The organism is Sphingomonas sp. PL20 (assembly GCF_017875905.1).
GTDB classification, from domain to species: domain Bacteria; phylum Pseudomonadota; class Alphaproteobacteria; order Sphingomonadales; family Sphingomonadaceae; genus Sphingomonas; species Sphingomonas echinoides.
The window spans coordinates 4584468-4602786 of sequence record NZ_JAGINH010000002.1; the positions used below are offsets into that span (position 1 = coordinate 4584468).

20 protein-coding genes are annotated in these 18319 nt (G+C 65.3%); 15 read left to right on the forward strand and 5 right to left on the reverse strand.

What is annotated here, in order from left to right; translation table 11 throughout:
• The 3 genes from H4W01_RS21785 to H4W01_RS21795 form a co-directional block, all read right to left on the reverse strand.
• On the reverse strand, window positions 1–1059 hold the full coding sequence (locus tag H4W01_RS21785; RefSeq protein ID WP_209613154.1) for a HoxN/HupN/NixA family nickel/cobalt transporter: 1059 nt from the start codon (window positions 1057–1059) through the stop codon (window positions 1–3).
• A gap of 123 nt (window positions 1060–1182) precedes the next feature.
• Window positions 1183–1950: a glutaminyl-peptide cyclotransferase gene (locus H4W01_RS21790; protein WP_209613155.1), complete on the reverse strand. Its 768-nt coding sequence runs from the start codon at window positions 1948–1950 to the stop codon at window positions 1183–1185.
• The gene (locus H4W01_RS21795; protein ID WP_209613156.1) at window positions 1947–2510 is read right to left on the reverse strand and encodes a helix-turn-helix domain-containing protein; all 564 of its coding nucleotides are present in this window, start codon (window positions 2508–2510) and stop codon (window positions 1947–1949) included. Before H4W01_RS21795 ends, H4W01_RS21790 begins: the two co-directional genes overlap by 4 nt.
• A gap of 91 nt (window positions 2511–2601) precedes the next feature.
• Here H4W01_RS21795 and H4W01_RS21800 point away from each other — a divergent pair, with 91 nt between their 5' ends.
• The 4 genes from H4W01_RS21800 (at window position 2602) to H4W01_RS21815 (ending at window position 5760) form a co-directional block, all read left to right on the forward strand.
• Window positions 2602–3075 (forward strand): DUF6456 domain-containing protein, encoded by a 474-nt coding sequence (locus H4W01_RS21800; RefSeq protein ID WP_209613157.1) that lies wholly within the window; start codon window positions 2602–2604, stop codon window positions 3073–3075.
• A 21-nt stretch (window positions 3076–3096) separates the two neighbouring features.
• Entirely contained in the window at window positions 3097–4176 is a 1080-nt protein-coding gene (locus H4W01_RS21805; protein ID WP_209613158.1) for a DUF2855 family protein, read from the forward strand.
• A gap of 37 nt (window positions 4177–4213) precedes the next feature.
• Window positions 4214–5158, forward strand: coding sequence for a diaminopimelate epimerase (gene dapF / locus H4W01_RS21810; RefSeq protein WP_209613159.1), 945 nt, complete (start codon window positions 4214–4216; stop codon window positions 5156–5158).
• 71 nt (window positions 5159–5229) lie between these two features.
• Window positions 5230–5760, forward strand: a complete 531-nt coding sequence (locus tag H4W01_RS21815; RefSeq protein WP_334685402.1) for a glycine zipper 2TM domain-containing protein — start codon at window positions 5230–5232, stop codon at window positions 5758–5760.
• Between the two features lie 34 nt (window positions 5761–5794).
• Here H4W01_RS21815 and H4W01_RS21820 read toward each other — a convergent pair whose 3' ends face one another.
• Entirely contained in the window at window positions 5795–7009 is a 1215-nt protein-coding gene (locus H4W01_RS21820; RefSeq protein WP_209613160.1) for a carbohydrate porin, read from the reverse strand.
• Between the two features lie 178 nt (window positions 7010–7187).
• On the opposite strand from H4W01_RS21820, the gene H4W01_RS21825 reads away from it, so the two are divergent.
• The 3 genes from H4W01_RS21825 (at window position 7188) to H4W01_RS21835 (ending at window position 11073) form a co-directional block, all read left to right on the forward strand.
• Window positions 7188–9050, forward strand: coding sequence for a methyl-accepting chemotaxis protein (locus H4W01_RS21825; protein ID WP_334685403.1), 1863 nt, complete (start codon window positions 7188–7190; stop codon window positions 9048–9050).
• A 164-nt stretch (window positions 9051–9214) separates the two neighbouring features.
• Window positions 9215–9739 (forward strand): hypothetical protein, encoded by a 525-nt coding sequence (locus H4W01_RS21830; protein ID WP_209613161.1) that lies wholly within the window; start codon window positions 9215–9217, stop codon window positions 9737–9739.
• Complete coding sequence (locus H4W01_RS21835) at window positions 9736–11073, forward strand: DNA-packaging protein (protein ID WP_209613162.1); 1338 nt, start codon at window positions 9736–9738, stop codon at window positions 11071–11073. The genes H4W01_RS21830 and H4W01_RS21835 overlap by 4 nt, the downstream gene beginning before the upstream one ends.
• Before the next feature lie 7 nt (window positions 11074–11080).
• Here H4W01_RS21835 and H4W01_RS21840 read toward each other — a convergent pair whose 3' ends face one another.
• A complete protein-coding gene (locus H4W01_RS21840) occupies window positions 11081–11452 on the reverse strand; it encodes a hypothetical protein (RefSeq protein WP_010406284.1) in 372 nt (123 codons plus the stop codon).
• A 161-nt stretch (window positions 11453–11613) separates the two neighbouring features.
• On the opposite strand from H4W01_RS21840, the gene H4W01_RS21845 reads away from it, so the two are divergent.
• The 8 genes from H4W01_RS21845 (at window position 11614) to H4W01_RS21880 (ending at window position 18261) form a co-directional block, all read left to right on the forward strand.
• Window positions 11614–12285, forward strand: a complete 672-nt coding sequence (locus H4W01_RS21845) for a spermidine synthase (RefSeq protein ID WP_209613163.1) — start codon at window positions 11614–11616, stop codon at window positions 12283–12285.
• 497 nt (window positions 12286–12782) lie between these two features.
• Window positions 12783–13331 (forward strand): GNAT family N-acetyltransferase, encoded by a 549-nt coding sequence (locus H4W01_RS21850; protein WP_209613164.1) that lies wholly within the window; start codon window positions 12783–12785, stop codon window positions 13329–13331.
• 326 nt (window positions 13332–13657) lie between these two features.
• Window positions 13658–14794, forward strand: coding sequence for a phage portal protein (locus H4W01_RS21855; protein WP_209613165.1), 1137 nt, complete (start codon window positions 13658–13660; stop codon window positions 14792–14794).
• Window positions 14791–15096, forward strand: coding sequence for a DUF6127 family protein (locus H4W01_RS21860; protein WP_209613166.1), 306 nt, complete (start codon window positions 14791–14793; stop codon window positions 15094–15096). The genes H4W01_RS21855 and H4W01_RS21860 overlap by 4 nt, the downstream gene beginning before the upstream one ends.
• A 131-nt stretch (window positions 15097–15227) precedes the next feature.
• Complete coding sequence (locus H4W01_RS21865; protein ID WP_209613167.1) at window positions 15228–15671, forward strand: HK97 family phage prohead protease; 444 nt, start codon at window positions 15228–15230, stop codon at window positions 15669–15671.
• Window positions 15664–15861: a cold-shock protein gene (locus tag H4W01_RS21870; protein ID WP_010406292.1), complete on the forward strand. Its 198-nt coding sequence runs from the start codon at window positions 15664–15666 to the stop codon at window positions 15859–15861. Before H4W01_RS21865 ends, H4W01_RS21870 begins: the two co-directional genes overlap by 8 nt.
• An 84-nt stretch (window positions 15862–15945) precedes the next feature.
• Window positions 15946–17075 (forward strand): IS3 family transposase gene (locus H4W01_RS21875; RefSeq protein ID WP_128082060.1). Its coding sequence is split into 2 segments (ribosomal slippage): window positions 15946–16207 and window positions 16207–17075, totalling 1131 coding nucleotides; the frame shifts between segments, so codons are not numbered across the junction.
• 160 nt (window positions 17076–17235) lie between these two features.
• Window positions 17236–18261, forward strand: a complete 1026-nt coding sequence (locus H4W01_RS21880; RefSeq protein ID WP_159513066.1) for an IS110 family transposase — start codon at window positions 17236–17238, stop codon at window positions 18259–18261.
• Window positions 18262–18319 lie beyond the last annotated feature (58 nt).

Here is an 18319-nt window from a genome sequence, read left to right on the forward strand (position 1 = left end):
TCAGCCCGGCAGGCGGACCTCGATCTCGTCGAAGCGCTTCCAGCGATAGATGCCGAAGCTGACGATCCAGCACAGGACGAACAGGCCGATGATCGCAAAGCCGATCGTGTTGAACTGCTCGCCCAGCCGCGCCGCCGTCTCCCACGGCCAGCCGACCAAGCCGAGCTTCCCGCCGATCAGCGCCATCGCCTCGATGCCGCCAATCACGATCGCGACGACTGCCGACATCAGCGTGATCGTGATGTTGTAATAGAGTTTTCGGATCGGCTTGACGAACGCCCATTCATACGCCCCCAACATGACGACGCCGTCGGCGGTATCGATGAGCGCCATGCCGACCGCAAACAGCAGCGGCAGCACCAGGATGGCGCCGATCGCCGTGCCATCGGCGGCCTGTTGCCCCGACAGCCCGAGGATCGCGACCTCGGTCGCGGTGTCGAAGCCCAGCCCGAACAGGAAGCCGAGCGGGGCCATGTGCCACGGGCGGTTGACCAAGCGGAACATCGGTCGAAACACCCGCGCCAAGATGCCGCGCCCGGCCAGCAGCAAGTCGATATCTTCATCGACATAGGCACCGCCCGCGCGGACATGGGCAAAGGTCTTCCACACCGCGCGCAGGATGATGAGATTGGTCGCCGCGATCGCGAACAGGAACCCTGCCGACACGATCGTGGCAACGGTCCCGCCAATTTGCTTGAGCTCGGCCATGCTGGCGAGTGCGCTCGCCGTCAGCGCGACCGCGACCGAGGCGATCGCGATGATCCCGGAATGGCCGATCGCGAACCAGAAGCCGGTGGTGACCGGGCGCTGGCCATCCTGCATCAGCTTGCGGGTGACGTTGTCGATGGCGGCGATATGATCGGCATCGACTGCGTGGCGCAGCCCCAACCCCCAGGCGAGCAGCGCGGTGCCCAGCATCAACGGGCGTTCGTGGAACACGCTGAACGCCCAAATCCACGCGCCGACATTCGCCAGGGCCAGGGCCGTGAACAACCAGCCGATGCGACGGCGCAGGCCATCCTGACGGGGCGGGGACGAAGCTGACGATGCGTGCGTCATACCGAACAGACCCTTTTTCAACCGCTTGGGTCCCGACGCGCGGTCGCCCTTCAGACGCGAATCGCCGCTACCGCCATTTCCTGCTGGATGGCAAGAGCCGCACCAAAACGACGATTGGCGGGATCACGGAGCCTTTGGCCGCGCGATCTCGAACAGTGTCGGCCAGTTTTTGCCGGTGACATAGAGCTTCCGGGCCGCGCGATCATAGGCGATGCCGTTTGCGACCGAATTGGGGTCGGTCAGTTGCACCTGCGCCAGAAGCGGGGACAGGTCGATGAAGCCGAGCACCTTGCCGCTGACCGGATCGATCCGCGCGATGTAGTGCGTCATCCAGATATTGGCGAGCAACTCGCCATCGACATATTCGAGCTCGTTAATCTGGTCGAGCAAGCGGCCGTTGATCGTCACCGTGACCCGCCGGATAACCTTTTGGGTGACGGGATCGAGAAAGCGCAGCACCGGCGTGCCGTCGGACAGGATCAGGTCGTGTCCATCATCGGTCATCGCCCAGCCTTCGCCGCTATAGCGAAATCCGCCGGTGCGTTTGAGGTCCGGAAGCGACCAGCGGTAGCCCTGTCCGCCATGCCAAGTGACGCTGAACAGGTGTTGCTTCCACGCGACGATGCCTTCGCCAAACAGGTTTGGGGGGAGTTTTACCCGCGCGAGCACCCGTCCACTGGGGAGATCGACGCGGCGAATGTCCGATTGCCCCTCGCGCCCGGTGCTTTCGTAGAGCACGCCGTGGTCGATCAGCAGACCTTCGGTAAAGGCGCTTGTGTCATGCGGGTAGCGGTTGAGGATCTGCGCCGTGGTGACGGGTGGCGGCGGTGCCGGGGCGGGAGCCGCGCCTTGCAGGGCGAGGAGCGCGGCGAAGAGCAGGGTGCGGATCATAAAACGCGAACCAATGTAACGGCGGTGGCGATCCATGGCGGATCGGTGACGACTTGCTGGCGGGCACCGGGGCCGAGCGGGAGCAGGTGGAGCTTTCCGTCCTCGCGCCCGATCAGGCGCGCGAACTGGAAACGGCCGGCCGGGCGCGGGACGAGCACATCGCGGTTGAGCGCCTGGGCGAAATCCGCCGGTGGAATACGCAGGCACCAGATGGTGTCGCCAGCACGATAGTCCCCCACGCCCGCCTGGACCGACACCGCGACATGTTCCGGCACGGGGGCGGGGGGGATGACGGTCGCCGGGCGCTTGGGGGCATGTGCCCCGCTGGTATCGAGGATCGCGGCGACGGCGATATCGGCGCGGTCGGGCAAGGTGACGAGATCGGCGGCACGCACGCCCAGCGCTGCGGCGATCCGGTTGAGCCAGCCGACCGAGACGGTGCGGGTGCCGGTTTCCAGGCGACCGATCGTCTGCGCGGTGGTGGGCGGCACGCATGCGCGTGCGACATCGTCCAGCGTCATGCCCTTGGCGCGGCGAACTTCACGGATCGCGGTGATCATGTCAGCCCTCTAACCAAATCGGTTTTCGCTGTCCTACATCCGCGCCGCCATGGCAACGCTTTTCGCGAACCTGCGGCGAGAGGAAATGGTGATGCGGGAACTGGTGGAGCGAGCGATCGATGCGTGCGGCGTGGTGGGCGATGGGGCGGCACCGCGCCCGCATCGGTCGCGGCGCAGCGTTACGGTGCATATTGGCGAATCGCCGCTCGGCTGGCTGCGCGCGCATGGCAAGGTCGATGCGCGGCAGTTCGAGGCGGGCGAGCGCTTGCGCGCCGATTATGAGATGGCGGCACTCGCCCCGCGCGTGACGATGCAATGGGCCGCGCGGGTGGATGGCGGGGCGAGCGGGCTCGATCCTACGCTCGCGCAGATCGCCGCCAAACGGCGTTTCGATGCGGCGATGGCGGCGCTGGGCAGTGGCTTGCGCGATGTCGCATGGCGTGTGGTGTGCGCGGGCGAAGGGCTGCCGGTCGCCGAGCGCGCGCTGGGCTGGCCGCAGCGCGCGGGCCGGCTCGTGCTGACACTGGCGCTCGACCGGCTGGGCGACCATTATGGGTTGGGATGAGGTGAATCACTTGGGGGGACCATGCCGATCAAGCGCGAGATGATGGTGCGGCGCGATGCGCTGACGCAGGTGGCGATCAACGAGACGCTGGCACCAGAGCCGGGCGAGGGCGAAATCCTGCTGCAGATCGAGGCGTTTGCGGTGACCGCCAATACCGTGACCTACGGCGTGGTCGGCGCGCAGATCGGCTATTGGAATTTCTTCCCCGCGCCCGAAGGCTGGGGGATCGTGCCGGCCTGGGGCTATGCCCGCGTGATCGCCTCGCGCGTTGCAGAGATTGCGGTGGGCGAGCGGGTCTATGGCTTCCTGCCGATGGCGTCGCATCTGATCGTGCAGCCGGGCAAGATTTCGGCGGGCTTGTTCCGCGACATGGCGGCGCACCGCCAGCCGATGAGCGCGGTCTACAACCAGTATCGGCGGCTCCAGGCCGACCCCGCGCATGACGCGGCGGCGGAGGATTTGCGGATGCTGTTCGAGCCGTTGTTCCTGACCAGCTTCCTGATCGAGGATGCGCTGCGCCGTGCGGGCTATCACGGTGCCGACACTGCGGTGCTGACCAGTGCATCGAGCAAGACCGCGCTTGGTACCGCGTATGTGCTGCGCGCGCGCAGCCCGCAGCTGCGGCGGATCGGCCTGACCAGCGCGGCGCATGTCGGTTTCGTCGAGAAGACCGGGCTGTATGACGCGGTGCTGGCCTATGATGCGATCGATGCTCTGGCGGGCGTTGGCGCTGCGGTGCTGATCGATTTTGCGGGCAATGCGGGGTTGCTGCACGCGGTCTATGCGGCACTGCCCGAGCGCGTGGCGGCGTGCCTGCGGGTGGGCGTGACGCATCATGACACCGGCGGCGAGACCGGGCTGCTGCCAGGGCCGAAACCCGTGTGGTTCTTTGCCCCTGACGCGGCGACGGCACTGATCGGCGAGATCGGCCAGGACGGGTTCAACGCGGCGGTCGCGGCAGAGTGGAGCGGCTTTGTCGCCACGGCGGCGGGGCTGGTGCAGGTCGAGCATGGCGACGGCGTCGAGGCGTTGCAGCGAATCTGGCGCACGCACGTGGCGGGGCAGGCCGCGCCGGACACCGGCTTCGTCGTGCGGCTGTAGCTATCGTCGCGCGGGGCCGCTCGCTATGAGGGCGGCCATGCAGATCGATTTCATCAAATGCCACGGCTCGGGCAATGATTTTCCGCTGGTGGATGCGCGCGCGCTGACGCTGGACGACGAGAGTTGGGCGCGGATCGCGGTCGCGCTGGCGGACCGGCAGGGGAGTGTCGGCGGTGACGGGCTGTTGCTGCTGACGGCGGGCGATGCGTCCCACGCGCTGGGTTTTCGCATGTTCAATTCCGATGGCAGCGAGGCGGAGACGTGCCTCAACGGCGTGCGCTGCGTCGCGCGCGCGGGGTTCGAGGCGCTGGGCATCACCGAAGCGGCGATGCGGTTGCAGAGCTCGACCGTCTCAGTGTGGCGCGACCCCGATCTGGCACCGGGTGTGGTGACGATCCGCGAACTGGCGGGGCCGGTCGATCTCGACGTGACGCGCTGGCCGATGGCGGTGGGTGCCGACCGCATCGTCGAGGCACCGATCGCGGCCTTGGGCAGCGCGCGCGCCTTTACCGCCGTCGCCATTCCCAATCCGCATCTGGTGAGCTTTGTCGATACGGTCGATGAGGGGGAACTGGTCGCGCTCGGCGAACGCTGCGAGGCGGCACCCGATTGGCTGCCCAACCGCGCCAACGTCTCCTTCGTCGAACTGCGCGGCGACAATGCCGTGTTCGTGCGCACTTTTGAGCGTGGGGTGGGGCTGACCGACAGTTGTGGCAGCGCGATGGCGGCGTCGACCTATGCCGCCTGCCTGACCGGACGGCGGGCGTTTGACAGCGAGATCACGGTGTTCAATCGCGGCGGCATGGTGCGCGCCCAAGCGGGCACCGATGGGATGGTGCGCTTGTCGGGCAATGCCACGTTCGAATGGGCGGGATCGGTCGAGATCGATCTGGCGACACGGACGGCGGGACCGGTCTCGGTAACGCGCCGCCACGACGACGAGGTTGCGGCATGGCGTGGCGTGATCGCGGCGATTGCCTGACGCGATTCTTGCCGCAACCATTGTCGGGGTGCATCGTTGTCGCACCGTAACATGATGGAGTGCCCCCGCAGATGAGCCGTTTTTCCCGTATCGCCCCCGCTTTGGCGATGCTGATCGCTGGATCGTCCTTGGCGACGGCCACCCCTGCGCTGGCGCAGAGCCCGTCCGACGACCGGCGTTTCCAGCAGGCGCAGCAGCGTTTCGACAGCGAACTGGCGATCTTCCGGGCTGAATTCGACCGGTATCAGCAAGCGCGTGCCCGCGGCTATCGCCCGCCGCCGCCTGCGTATTACGATCCGCGCCAGGACGATCGCGATGAGGGCGGCTATGACCCTGCACGCTATTACCGGAACGATCCGCGCTATCAGGAGCGGGTGCTGACCAGCGATGACCGGGTCTATCGCGGCAGCGACGGTCAATATTATTGCAAGCGCAACGACGGCACGACCGGGCTGATCGCCGGTGCAATCGGTGGCGGCGTGCTCGGCAATCTGATCGACGGCGGGCATTCGCGCGGGGTCGGTACGATCCTTGGCGCGATTGCTGGTGGCGTGGTTGGCAAGTCGGTCGACCAGAACAACTCGCAGCTGCGCTGCCGCTAATCCATCTGCGCGCTGGTGCCGGGCCTGTGGCGGATCAATGGCGACCGAAGGTCGCGATCATCCGCAGGCCCAGCACCAGCGTATCCCGCTCGCCGCCCTCGGTGCAGGCGCGACGGATATATTGCAGATCGGGCTGGATCGTCAGGAACGGTGCCAGCCGATCCTGATAGGTGATCTCGATCCCGTTTTCGGCCGATGCGGCGCGTTCGCCGGTATCGGCCACATTGGCCCGATAGCCGTTCGACAGCAGGCCGTGGGCGAGGCCGAACGATAAACGGCCTTCGGGGCGGCCGGGAACGACACCCCGGATATGGGCCCCGATCTGAAACCCGCCGCGGAACGGTGTGGTCTTCCCCTCCGACAGCCCGGCGCGCAGGAACAAGGACAGCGCGTGCGCATCCCCGCCCGCGATATGCTGATCGACCAGCAGATAGGCCCCCATCGCGGCGCGGTGGACCGGGTTGCCATCGACATCGACCACACGGATATCGTCCTGCCGCCGCGTGTAGCGCCAAACGCCGACCGCCAGTTTCCCTCCGCGCGTGCTTCCCGCCTCGGCGATGAGCAGCGCGCCGTCATGCATGGTCAGGTCAACGCCATATTGATCGCCGAGCACGCCCGCGCGCGCATTGACCACGGCAGCGCGCGCATAGCCTGACGTGCCGATCGTAACGTTCAGCCGCGCCATCAGGGCAGTGGAGGGAAAGATCGACGGACCGTTGGGGCCGGTCGCGGCCAGTTCCGATCCGACGCCGAAGGCCGGGGCCATCAGGATCGCCGCCCCGTCATTCTGATAGAAATCGGCGTTGAGATCGGCCAGCCCGACCAACAGAGCGGCGCGGCCTCCGGCAAAGGCCTGCTCGATCCAGGCTTCGTACAGTTTGACCCGGCCATCCGCCACTTCGATATTGTCGATCCCCTGCAACGTACCGGCAGCATCGTTGATGGCGCGCCCTTGATTGCTGAGCAGATGCACCCGCGCTTTGGCACCGTGCCATCCGACCAGGCGCGCGAGATCGGCGTCGGCGGTGAGTTCGAGATTGTCGAGAACGCCGGTCTGGCGCGCCTCGCCACCCGCCGCCACGCCGATCAGATCGAGCACATAGCGACCGTCGAAGGTAATCGGACGTGGGGCGGGGGCTGCAGTGGGGATGGGGGCAAGGACGGGATCAGGCCTATCCGTTTGCCCCAAGGCCGGAGCCGCACACAGGATCGTCAGGGCCACAACGGAAGCAGAGAGCGCGCGCATCGATCATTTCCCAGACAAGCGGACACCCGCTTCCAAAAATATGATCTATTATAGGATGGTGCAGTCGGGCTTGTGTTGGATGCGACCGACATGCGTGCAGCCTGGCGAAGTATTCGGGGATCAATTGCCGCCCTTTGAGGGACTTTGATCGTCGTTTCTATTTGAGGGGGTGGTCGAGATGAAATCCAATAATATCAGTAGCGGTCTAGCTGCGATGCCGCTCGATCGCGCCATCCGCATAGCGGGGGCCGTCTTGCTAAGCCTGATGGTGCTGAGTGGTGGCAGCGGGATCGCTGCGGCCTGGCTGCAGTCGGCGGCGCTGGAGCGCCAAAACGAGGCGGGCGCGTTGCTTGCCAATCACGAACTGGCCGACATGATGCATGATGCGATCCGCAGTGACGTGCTTGCTGGGTTCGAAGCGGCCACGCCGAAGAGCCAGATCAAGAGCGCTGACGTCGCCAAGGACTTTGACGAACATCTAAAGGCGCTGCGCGCGGGGATTGCCGCCGATGGCAGCTATACCGGATCAGCCGAGGTCGCCGCGGTCACCAGCAAGCTCGTCGCGCCGATGGAAGCCTATGCGGCGTCCGCGACGCAGATCATCAACCGGATCAAGACCGATCCGAAGGGGGCCCGGTCCGACCTTCCGGGGTTTTTCGATCAATTCCACACCCTTGAAACGTCGATGGCGAAAGCGTCGGACGCGATCACGGCCAATGCCAAGCAAGCGTCCGACGCAGGGTCGAGCGTTGGCACGATCGCGATGATCGCGCTGGTGCTGATCGTGCTGCTTGGGATTTTCGGAACGTCGGCGCTTGTGATGATGGCCATCCGCCACGTCATCCGCCCGATTGGCGCCCTTGCCGACACGATGCGCGAACTCGGCGCGGGCAATCTGGGCGTCGCGGTGGTCGGGGCGGATCGCGCTGACGAACTGGGCGATATGGCGCAGGCGATGCTGGCGTTTCGCGACCAGTTGCAAGCGGCGGAAGCCTCGAAAGAGGCGCAGGCGCAACTGATTGTCGATAGTCTGGGGTCGGGCCTGATGTCGCTGGCCGAAGGCGATTTGACCGTGGCGGTGACGGCTGACCTGCAGGCACCGTTCACTGCGTTGAAGGACAATTTCAACAGCGCGGTCAGCGGATTGAACGCGCTGATCGCGGCGGTGACGGAAAGCGCGTCGGCGATCAGCACCGGATCGGGCGAAATCGCGCAGGCGAGCGAGGATCTGGCGCGGCGGACCGAAGGCAATGCTGCCAGCCTGGAACAGACCACGGCGGCGATCAGCCAGATCGAACAGCGCCTGAAAGCCACCGCCGCCGCCGCCGCGCGGACGGTACAGCGTGCCGACGGAGCGATCGCCACGGTGGCCGGCGGGCGCGGCATTGCCGACGAGGCAGTGCAGGCGATGAACCGGGTGAGCGAAAGCGCCAAGGGCATCGACAGCGTGATCGAGGGGCTGGACAAGATCGCATTCCAGACGCGCGTGCTGGCGATGAACGCTGCCGTCGAGGCGGGGCGTGCAGGCGAGGCCGGGCGCGGTTTTGCGGTGGTGGCCGATCTGGTATCGGCGCTGGCGATCCGGGCGGAGCAGGAAGCGGGGCGCGCGCGCGACCAGTTGACCGCGACGCAGACCGACATCGTCGCCGCGGTCGAGCGCGTCCACAAGGTCGACGGGGCGCTGTCCACGATTTCGGGCGATGTGGGCGAGGTGCATGTGCTGTTGGGCGAGATGGCGAACGACAATAATGCGCAGTCGGCGATGATCTCCGAAATCAGCACGGCGATCAGCACGATGGACAAGGCAACGCAGCAGAATGCCGCGATGGTGGAAGAAACCTCCGCGGCTGCGCGCAATCTCACCGACGAGGTTGCCGCGCTGTCGAGCCGGGCGGCGCAGTTTAAGATCGGGGGCACCGGGCGACCGGCACCGTTGCGGAGCTATGCCAAGGCACCGCGCAAACCGGCTGCGGCGGCAGCGCGCGCTGTTGCAGTCACGGCCAGCGGGCGCGGTCAAAACGCCGAATGGGCGACCTTCTGACAGGCGAGGTCAAAATAACCAAATAGGCACAATTGGCCTTGACATCGCGACGCTGTTTTGGTACATAACAGGAACGATGAAGAATTGCGAGTCGGCCTCTCGGGGTCGATCAACGGGCCGGGGCAGCAACGCCTTTCGGCCCGTTTTGCTATGCGGGGGGCCGGATGGAAGCGATTACGGCAGGAAACAAACGCGTCCTGCAAGTGCGCCGGGTGCGCCGGGGCGGGTTCGACAAGGCCAAGCGCAAGCGCTTCCTCGATACGCTGGCGGCGACGTGCAACGTCACCTCGGCGGTTCGGGCGGCGGGCGTGGCTCAGTCGAGCTGCTATCGCGCGCGGATGCGCGATGCGGCCTTCGCGGCGGCGTGGGAGGAGGCGATCGCCACCGGCTATCAACGGCTGGAGGAGGCGTTGCTCGATTATGCGCTGGCGCGGGTTGTCGGTGAGGTGCCCGATCCCGCCGCCGCCGATCCCGAGGCGCTGGCGCAAAGCCCGATTACGGCGCTTGCAGAGCGCACCATTTCCGCGAGCGATCTGCACTTCGCGGTCGGCTTGCTCAATCGGCAACGCGCTGCCGCCGAGGGGAAGGTTACGCTCGGGCGCAGGGTGAAAATGGCGTCGCCGACCGAAACCGACGCGGCGCTGCGCCGCAAGCTCGATCAGCTCGCGCGGCGGATGGGGCCGAAATGAGCGAGCGATATTCCGCCGCGCAAGCGCGGGCGCTGTTGCTCGAGCTCGCGCGCTTGCCTGCGGGCGTGCGCGACGCCTTGCTGCGCGACCTGACCGCCGCGCAGCGGGCCGAACTCAATTGGAGCTGGGAGCGCTGGGCGCAGCAGGGGCAGGAGCCGCCCGCCGGCCCGTGGCGGGTGTGGCTGATCCGCGCCGGGCGCGGTTTCGGCAAGACGCGGGCGGGTGCCGAATGGGTGAGCGAGATCGCGCGCACGATGCCGGGCACGCGGATCGCGCTGGTTGGCGCGACGATCGAGGATGTGCGGCGCGTGATGATCGAGGGGGAAAGCGGGCTGATCGCGGTGGCGCGGCCGGGCGAATCGGTCGGCTATCGCTCGCGCGGCACCGAAGTGGAGTTCGCCTCCAAGGCGCGCGCGACGATCTTTTCGGCGGGCGCGCCCGAGAAATTGCGCGGGCCCGAACATGCCGCCGCCTGGTGCGACGAACTCGCCAAATGGCGCAAGGGTGACGCGACCTGGGACAATTTGATGCTGGGAATGCGGATGGGCGACGCCCCGCAAGTGGTGGTGACGACGACGCCGCGCCCGACCCCATTGCTGCGCCGGATCATGGCGCTGGACGGGTGTCGGGAGACCGGCGGGAGCTCGCACCAAAATCCGTTTCTGCCCGACGCTTTTCTGGCCGCGATCGAGCAGGCCTATGGCGGGACGCGGCTGGGGCGGCAGGAGATTGCGGGCGAAATGCTCGCCGATGTCGAGGGGGCCTTGTGGTCCCCCGCGCAATTCGACGCGGCGCGGGTGGAGTCTGCCCCGGCATTGGTGCGCATTGTGGTCGCGGTCGATCCGCCCGCCGGGACCGAGTCCGGGCGCGGCGGCGATGCGTGCGGGATCGTCGCGGTCGGGCTCGGGCGTGACGGGCGCGGCTATGTGCTGGAGGATGCAAGCGTCACGGGGCGATCCCCCGAGGGCTGGGCGCAGGCGGTGGCGGCGTGCGCCGCACGCCACCGCGCCGACCGTGTCATCGCCGAAAAGAACCAGGGGGGGCGGATGGTGCAGAGCATGCTGCTCGCCGCCGATGCCAGCCTGCCGCTGAAGCTGGTCCATGCCAGCGATGGCAAAGTCGCGCGCGCCGAGCCGGTGGCGTTGCTGTACGAACGCGGAATGGTCTCGCATGTCGGCGCGATGCCCGATCTGGAGCGCGAATTGTGCGGGCTGGTGGTGGGAGGCGGCTATCAAGGGGCGAACCGCTCCCCCGACCGCGCCGACGCCTTGGTCTGGGCGCTGGGCGAGCTGTTGCTCAAACGGCGCGGCGGCGGGCGGGTGCGGGGCTTGTGAGCGGGCGTCAGGCGAGGATGTTGACGGTGCTGTTCGCGGTGGCGGGCGGCGTGGGCGGCGTGGGTGCTTTGCTGGCGTCGGCATCGTGATGGTGGTGGTGATGCCCGCCGCGCGCCTGCTGCAACGCTGCGGTAGCTTTCTGCACGGCGGCAGTGTCGCCGGTCTGCAGCGCGGCCCCGAGCGCGGCGAGCGGGCTGTTTGCCGGAGGGGCCTGATTGGCGGTCAGCTTGGCATAAGCGGTTTTCGCGCTTTCGATGTCGGAGGATTGCAAGGAGGACATGAGGTTTGCATAATCCTGCTTACGCTGTTTCGCCGCCGCGCTTGCTTGACTGGCAGTGGTGGGCGTTGTTGCGCTGATCGCGCTGACGCTGCAGTTCATTCGATCGTACCTTCGCTTGGCCCCGTTGGTGGAATGCCCCGACTCCGTTGTAGGCGGGAGAGCGGGGGCGGGGCCGAATCGCCGCAAGATTATTTGGTGTCGGTTTGCGCGCGCGGGGCGTACCGCGCTGCGCTTGCAATGAAGGTGTGAGGACGAACGACATGGTGCCCCGCGAAAGGATCGACAGCGCGCGCATTCCCGGCGGCGAGGAAATGACGCTGTACCGGCGCGGCGACGATTTCATGATCGTGATCGACCGCAACGAATTGATGAGCACGCGGATGAACGGCTCGGAAGAGGCGCTCGGCACGATGGCGTGCGCGCGGCTATCGCGGGTGGCGGCACCGCGCGTGCTGATCGGCGGGTACGGTATGGGCTTTACGCTGCGCGCGGTGCTGGGCGTGGTCGGCCCCAAGGCGGAGGTGACGGTGGCGGAACTTGTCCCCGAGATCCTTGCCTGGGCGCGCGGGCCGATGGCGGCGGTGGCGGCCGGGTGCCTGGATGACCCGCGCGTGGATGTGGTCGAGGCCGATGTTGCCGAGGCGATTGCCGCTGCGCCGGGTGGGTATGATGCGATCCTGCTCGATGTCGACAATGGCCCGGACGGGCTGGTGCGCGCCGAGAATAACCGGCTCTATGCCCCGCGCGGGCTGGCGGCGGCGCGTGCGGCGTTGCGGCCGGGCGGGGTGCTGGCGGTGTGGTCGGCGGCGCCCGATGCGCGCTTCGTTACGCGGTTGAAGAGCGCGGGCTTTGTGGTCGACGAAGTGGCAGTGAAGGCGCGGCAGAATGGCAAGGGCCCGCGCCATGTGATCTGGTTCGCGAGGCTGGGGTGATGGCGGGCTCTGCCTCCCCTTCCTAGAAGGGACTTATATACGTGTGTGACCCACTCGCATGAAAAATAAGTGTCGATCTACAATCCTGTAATTTTTATGATCTATATTTAATGAGAGTTACACCAACATAATTTTCAAATTTGATCGCAACGGATTGCGCATCCCGTACGTTTGCCACATATGGAAATTCAAGCGATCGTTGATTCCCGCGTTCATCGGGGGTTTCGGTATCGTATGCGATAAGCTTTCGACAACGTTATCGCGTTACGTAACGCCAGACCAAGGAGGGTCAATATGGCAGTTCATTCGAACACATTTGGCGGCCTTCAGCTTTCAGGCGAAGACGCCAAGAAATTTAGGAACCAAACGCGTTCCGCTAATACGAGTGTGGCAGCTAAGTCGACTGCTTTGAACGGTATGGCGGCGGCGCGTTCGTTGCTAGCTTCGGGGTACGTGAAGGTTGCAAACGCTAAATAGTAGCCGCTAAGCCCGACCGTATGGCCGGGGAAATCATAATAAAGCAACTTGAAGCGGCTAGCCTTGACCAGGTTAGCCGCTTTCGTATGGGCGACGCGGACGACAAACCGCTCGAGATTTTTATTCGCCGAGACGCACATAAATCGGCAAAAGCAAACCTCACACAGACCTACGTAGCCAAAGTGGAAAACGATCCTAAGGTCGTTGGCTACGTGAGCATCATGTGTGCAGAAGTGGCACTCGAAAAAACATATGATATTGCCGATAAGGTCGGGGCCGATCGGTATGACTACCAGCCAAGTGTGCGAATATCGCGGCTGGCGGTAATGCCAGATCATCGAGGGGCTCAACTTGGCCGAAGGCTCGTTGAAACCGCGATAGGCGTCGTGTTGGTATCAATCGTCCCGTATGCGGGATGCCGATTTTTAATTTTGGATGCGAAATCCAAGTCAATATCTTTTTACAAAAAAATGGGTTTCCGCTTGCTAGACACGCCTGAAAATGCCGCCAAGCAGACGCCTCTCATGTTCCTCGATCTACGCAATCTTATAGATGGCGGGGCTGAGTAAGACCGGGCGGTTAGGCCGGGTTTTTATTAATTGGGCTTGTGTCCGCGTCACTGTCGCCAAGGACGACAACCGTATTCTCGTCGTCCTCAGGGGCAATAGTTGGGGCAAGCACGTATATAGGCTCCTCCCTGGAATGGCGGGGACTGAGGGGTGGGTTGGCCGATGGTGGGGGTACGCCCGCTTGCGGGCCGACCTACCCCCTTCTCCTCCCTGGCAGGGAGGGGGCGCGAGTCGGATCTGGATCGCGACGGTTGCGGGGTAACGGGTTGGGGTTTTCCCCAGGCGCAGCACCTCGCCCGTCTTTTCTCGATAAGAAGGAAGACAGCATGAAATGGTTCGGCTGGAAGGCAGCCGGGCGCGAGGAATCGCGTCCGGCGCTGGAGTTTCGGCGTGCGCGCTTTGCCGAGGGGGCGGCTTACGGGGCACTGCCGCAAAGTTATGCGGAACAGGTGCGCGCGCTGTATCTGCGCAATGCGATGGCGCAGCGCGCGGTGCGGCTGGTTGCCGATGCGGTGGGCGATGCGCCGCTGACGGGGACGCCCGAAACCATCGCGCTGGTCCAGGCACGATCGGGCGGGCAGGCGCTGACCGCGACGCTGGCGGCGCATCTGCTGCTGCACGGCAATGCCTATGTGCAGATGCTGACCGATGCGGCGGGCGACGTGGTCGAGCTGTTCGCGCTGCGCCCCGAGCGGGTGACGGTCGAGCCCGATGCGGGCGGATGGCCGATCGCCTATCGCTATAGCGTGGGCGATCGATCGGTACGGCTCTCGGCGGAGGAGCCACGGCCCGAAATCGTGCAGATCAAGACGTTCCATCCGCTCGACGATCATTATGGCCTGGGGTGTCTCGGCGGAGCGGCGGGTGCGATCGCGCTGCACAATGCAGCGGCGGCATGGAATGCCGGGCTGCTCGACAATGCCGCGCGGCCATCGGGGGCGCTGATCTATGATCCGGGCGATGGCTCGACTTTGTCGCGCGAGCAATTTGCCCGGTTGCGTGAGGAAATGGAGGCGAGCTTTGCGGGCGCGCGCAATGCCGGGCGACCGATGCTGCTGGAAGGCGGCCTCACATGGCAGGCGCTGAGCCTGACGCCCGCCGACATGGACTTTGTCGGCATGAAAGCGGCGGCGGCGCGCGAGATCGCGACGGCCTTCGGGGTGCCACCGATGCTGCTCGGCCTGCCGGGCGATGCGACCTATGCCAATTACAAGGAGGCCAATCGCGCGTTGTGGCGATCGACGATCCTGCCGCTGGCGGGAACGATCCTGGCCGGGCTGACGCAGGGGTTGCGCGGATGGTTCGCGGACACCGCATTGTCGGTCGATCTCGACCGGGTGACCGCGCTGGCCGAGGATCGCGAACGCTTGTGGAGCCAGGTGGGCGCGGCGGATTTCCTCTCGCGCGATGAAAAGCGCGCGATGGTGGGGTTGGGGCCCGGCGCGGTGGAGGTGGCACCATGAGCGGGGCGGTGCTGGCGCAATTGATGGCGCAAGGCGCGGGCGAGGGCGCGGATTTGAACACGCTGCGCGCCATTGCCGAGGAAGCGGGCGAACTGGCGGCGTCGCGCGCGATGGCGCGGCTGGGGCTCGACGATGCGGCGGCGGCCAAGGACATGGCCGAATTGCGCGAATTGCTGGGGGCATGGCGCGATGCCAAAAGATCGGTGTGGAAGGCGGCGCTCGCCTGGGTGGTGCGGATCGCGGGCGCGCTGCTGCTGACCGGGCTGGCCGCCAAATTCGGCTTTTGGGATTGGGTTAAGTGAGGGGGGCGCGCGTCTCCCCTCCCTGGAAGGGAGGGGGCGGGGGTGGGTTGGCCCGTGGCGGCGTCGACCCCCTCCTCACACCGACCCACCCCCAGCCCCTCCCTTCCAGGGAGGGGAGGACGGAGGGCGGCTTGCGCTTCGCTGGCTACGCCGCCGTGTTCGATGCGGTCGATCGGGGTGGCGACGTGATCCGCGCGGGGGCGTTCGGGGCGGACCTACCGGTGGTGCCGTTATTGTGGCAGCATCGCGGGCCCGCAATCGGCACGATCGAGCGCATCGCGCCCGACCAGCGTGGGCTGCGTGTGATCGCGCGGATCGACGATGCGCGGGTCGCGCGGCTGGTGCGGGGTGGGGCGCTGAACGGTTTGTCGATCGGCTTTCGCGCGCGCGGCGCGGTGCGGGGGCGGGTGCGCGAGTTGACCGCGGTCGACCTGGTCGAGGTCAGCCTGGTCGCGCAGCCGATGCAGCCGCTGGCACGGGTGCATATGGTGGAGGAGCGTGCTACGATGCCGCCTCCAGACTTGGTTCCCGATCCCCGGCAGCCGCGCGCGGACGAGGAGAGCGATCATGGCTGAAGGCACCATCAAGCGACTGACCGACAAGGGTTTCGGCTTCATCGCCGATGCGAGCGGCAAGGATCTGTTCTTCCACATGTCGAGCGTCGAGGGCGTCCGTTATGAGGATCTGCGCGAAGGCGAGACGGTCACGTTCGACGTCGGCCAGGGCCCCAAGGGTCCGCGCGCCGAGAATGTGAAGCAGGCGTGAGAGGTGGTTCTAGGAATCTGAACAGCGGGGATAAGTGGATTGCCGATCTGACAGCGGCCATGCTGGCCGCGAAGAGGAAGCAAGATGAGCAAGCGACCCCGCCGGAACCACAGTCCGGCATTCAAGGCCAAGGTGGCGCTGGCTGCTGTGAAGGGTGAGAAGACGCTGGCCGAGCTGGCGCAGGAGTATGAGGTGCACCCGAACCTCATCAACCAGTGGCGGTCCAAGCTGCTGGAGGGGGCGGCAGACGTGTTCGGAGCGGTTCCGGCAGCGAGCGAACCAGCGGTCGATATAACCGTGCTGCACGCCAAGATTGGTGAGCTGACGCTGGCGAACGATTTTTTGGCCGGTGCGCTCGGGAAGGCCGGTCTGTTGCCGAGCGCAAAGCGATGATCGACCGTGACCATGAGTTGCCGCTGACCCATCAGGCGCAGCAGCTCGAGATCAGCCGCGGCAGCATCTACTATCTTCCGCGGCCTGTATCCTCGGCTGACCTGGCGATCATGCGCCGGATCGACGAACTTCATCTGCTCTATCCGTTCGCCGGGAGCCGGATGCTGCGCGATCTGCTCCGTCAGGAGGATGTGAGCATCGGACGACGGCATGTTGCGACGCTGATGAAGCGGATGGGGCTAGAGGCGATCTACCGCCGTCCGAACACGTCGAAACCGGCGACGGGTCACAAGATCTATCCCTATCTGCTGCGCAAGCTGGCGGTGACGCGGCCGAACCAAGTTTGGGCGACCGATATCACGTATGTGCCCATGGCGCGCGGTTTCGTCTATCTGGTCGCTATCGTCGATTGGTTTACCCGGCGGGTGCTGGCTTGGCGGGTGTCGATCTCAATGGATGTCGCGTTTTGTATCGAGGCACTGGAGGAAGCGCTCGCCCGTTATGGCAAGCCTACGATCTTCAACAGCGACCAGGGCTCGCAATTTACCAGTGCGGCTTTCACCGCTGTCCTTCACCGAGAGAAGATCGCCATTAGCATGGATGGAAAGGGTTGCTGGCGCGACAACGTGTTCGTGGAGCGCCTCTGGCGCTCGGTGAAATACGAGGACGTGTACCTCAACGCATACACCTCAGTCCCGGAAGCACGCGCCGGCATCGGCCGATACTTTGCATTTTATAACAGCATCCGGCCACATTCAGCCCTTGGTACCAGGACACCGGACCAGGTATACTTCGACCAGCCGCTTCTCGCAGCGGCATGATCAACCAGCGGCGATCCACTTATCCAGACCGCGAGCCTGTTCAGACAACCGGGGCCACCTCTGTGATCGGCTAACCGATCCCCCTTTATGGATGGCTCGCCCCTTATCCGAATCGTTGTCATCCTACGACAGCAGGTCGTTTGAGGAAGGAGCGAAGGTCATGGACGTATCGGTTCTGGGAATTGATCTAGGCAAGAACAGCTGCAGCGTGGTTGGGCTGGATGCGACCGGCAAGGTCGTCGTCCGCCGACGGATGCGCCGCGACACGGTCATCACATACGCCGCAGGTCTGCCGGCTTGCGTCGTGGCGATGGAGGCCTGCTGCGGAGCTCATCACATGGGACGGGCGCTGGCACGACAAGGCCATGCCGTTCGGCTGATGTCGCCGGAATATGTCCGTCCATACGTTAAGGCGCAGAAGAACGACGACCGCGACGCTGAGGCGATCGCGGAAGCGGCAACACGGCCGACCATGCGGTTCGTCGAGTTGAAAACCGAGGAACAACTCGACATGCAAACGCTGCATCGCATCCGTGACCAGCTTGTCGGTGATCGCACCTCGTTGATGAACCAGATCAGAAGTCTTCTTCTGGAGCGCGGCTACATAGTCCCGCAAGGACGCGCAAAGCTTGCCGTCCGGCTGGGTGAGATGCTCGATGGTGACGAGCCAGTGCTGGGCTCTCGTATCCACCGGCTCGTCAGTGATATGCGTCTGCGCTGGATTGCCCTTGATGACCGGATCGCAGATCTCAATGCCGAGTTTACCGAGGCTGCCCGCTCGGATGAGCGAACGCGGCGCCTCCTGACTATTCCTGGTATCGGCGCGCTGAACGCGACGGCGCTGGTAGCTGCAGTTGGCGACGCTCGAACATTCGGACGGGGCAGGGATCTTGCCGCGTGGCTTGGGCTCGTGCCGCGTCAAGCAACGACCGGGGGTAAACCGCGATTGCTCGGCATTACCAAGCGCGGAAGCCGCTATCTGCGGAAAAACCTGATCCAGGGTGCCCGGGCATCACTACCGACGATGAGCAAGAGCGACACACGACTTGGCGCCTGGCTACGCGGCCTTTTGTCGCGTTCCCATCACAACACCGTCGTGGTGGCGCTAGCGGCCAAGATGGCGCGCATCGTCTGGGCGCTGCTGCGTCATGAGCGTACTTACGATCCAGCCGCACAAGCGGCGTGAACGAGATCAGCCGATGCACCTTGCACCGGCTGGATGATGTCTGCGGGAGGTAAGTGAA

Excerpts from the sequence above, each read along its gene's own strand:
- H4W01_RS21830 (WP_209613161.1), top strand. The coding sequence starts at position 9,215 with ATGGAAGCGATTACGGCAGGAAACAAACGCGTCCTGCAAGTGCGCCGG.
- H4W01_RS21840 (WP_010406284.1), bottom strand. The coding sequence starts at position 11,452 with ATGAACTGCAGCGTCAGCGCGATCAGCGCAACAACGCCCACCACTGCC.
- H4W01_RS21800 (WP_209613157.1), top strand. The coding sequence starts at position 2,602 with ATGCGGGAACTGGTGGAGCGAGCGATCGATGCGTGCGGCGTGGTGGGC.
- H4W01_RS21845 (WP_209613163.1), top strand. The coding sequence starts at position 11,614 with ATGGTGCCCCGCGAAAGGATCGACAGCGCGCGCATTCCCGGCGGCGAG.
- H4W01_RS21870 (WP_010406292.1), top strand. The coding sequence starts at position 15,664 with ATGGCTGAAGGCACCATCAAGCGACTGACCGACAAGGGTTTCGGCTTC.
- H4W01_RS21825 (WP_334685403.1), top strand. The coding sequence starts at position 7,188 with ATGAAATCCAATAATATCAGTAGCGGTCTAGCTGCGATGCCGCTCGAT.
- H4W01_RS21835 (WP_209613162.1), top strand. The coding sequence starts at position 9,736 with ATGAGCGAGCGATATTCCGCCGCGCAAGCGCGGGCGCTGTTGCTCGAG.
- H4W01_RS21855 (WP_209613165.1), top strand. The coding sequence starts at position 13,658 with ATGAAATGGTTCGGCTGGAAGGCAGCCGGGCGCGAGGAATCGCGTCCG.
- H4W01_RS21785 (WP_209613154.1), bottom strand. The coding sequence starts at position 1,059 with ATGACGCACGCATCGTCAGCTTCGTCCCCGCCCCGTCAGGATGGCCTG.
- H4W01_RS21805 (WP_209613158.1), top strand. The coding sequence starts at position 3,097 with ATGCCGATCAAGCGCGAGATGATGGTGCGGCGCGATGCGCTGACGCAG.
- H4W01_RS21790 (WP_209613155.1), bottom strand. The coding sequence starts at position 1,950 with ATGATCCGCACCCTGCTCTTCGCCGCGCTCCTCGCCCTGCAAGGCGCG.
- dapF (WP_209613159.1), top strand. The coding sequence starts at position 4,214 with ATGCAGATCGATTTCATCAAATGCCACGGCTCGGGCAATGATTTTCCG.
- H4W01_RS21820 (WP_209613160.1), bottom strand. The coding sequence starts at position 7,009 with ATGCGCGCGCTCTCTGCTTCCGTTGTGGCCCTGACGATCCTGTGTGCG.
- H4W01_RS21815 (WP_334685402.1), top strand. The coding sequence starts at position 5,230 with ATGAGCCGTTTTTCCCGTATCGCCCCCGCTTTGGCGATGCTGATCGCT.
- H4W01_RS21795 (WP_209613156.1), bottom strand. The coding sequence starts at position 2,510 with ATGATCACCGCGATCCGTGAAGTTCGCCGCGCCAAGGGCATGACGCTG.
- H4W01_RS21860 (WP_209613166.1), top strand. The coding sequence starts at position 14,791 with ATGAGCGGGGCGGTGCTGGCGCAATTGATGGCGCAAGGCGCGGGCGAG.
- H4W01_RS21880 (WP_159513066.1), top strand. The coding sequence starts at position 17,236 with ATGGACGTATCGGTTCTGGGAATTGATCTAGGCAAGAACAGCTGCAGC.
- H4W01_RS21850 (WP_209613164.1), top strand. The coding sequence starts at position 12,783 with ATGGCCGGGGAAATCATAATAAAGCAACTTGAAGCGGCTAGCCTTGAC.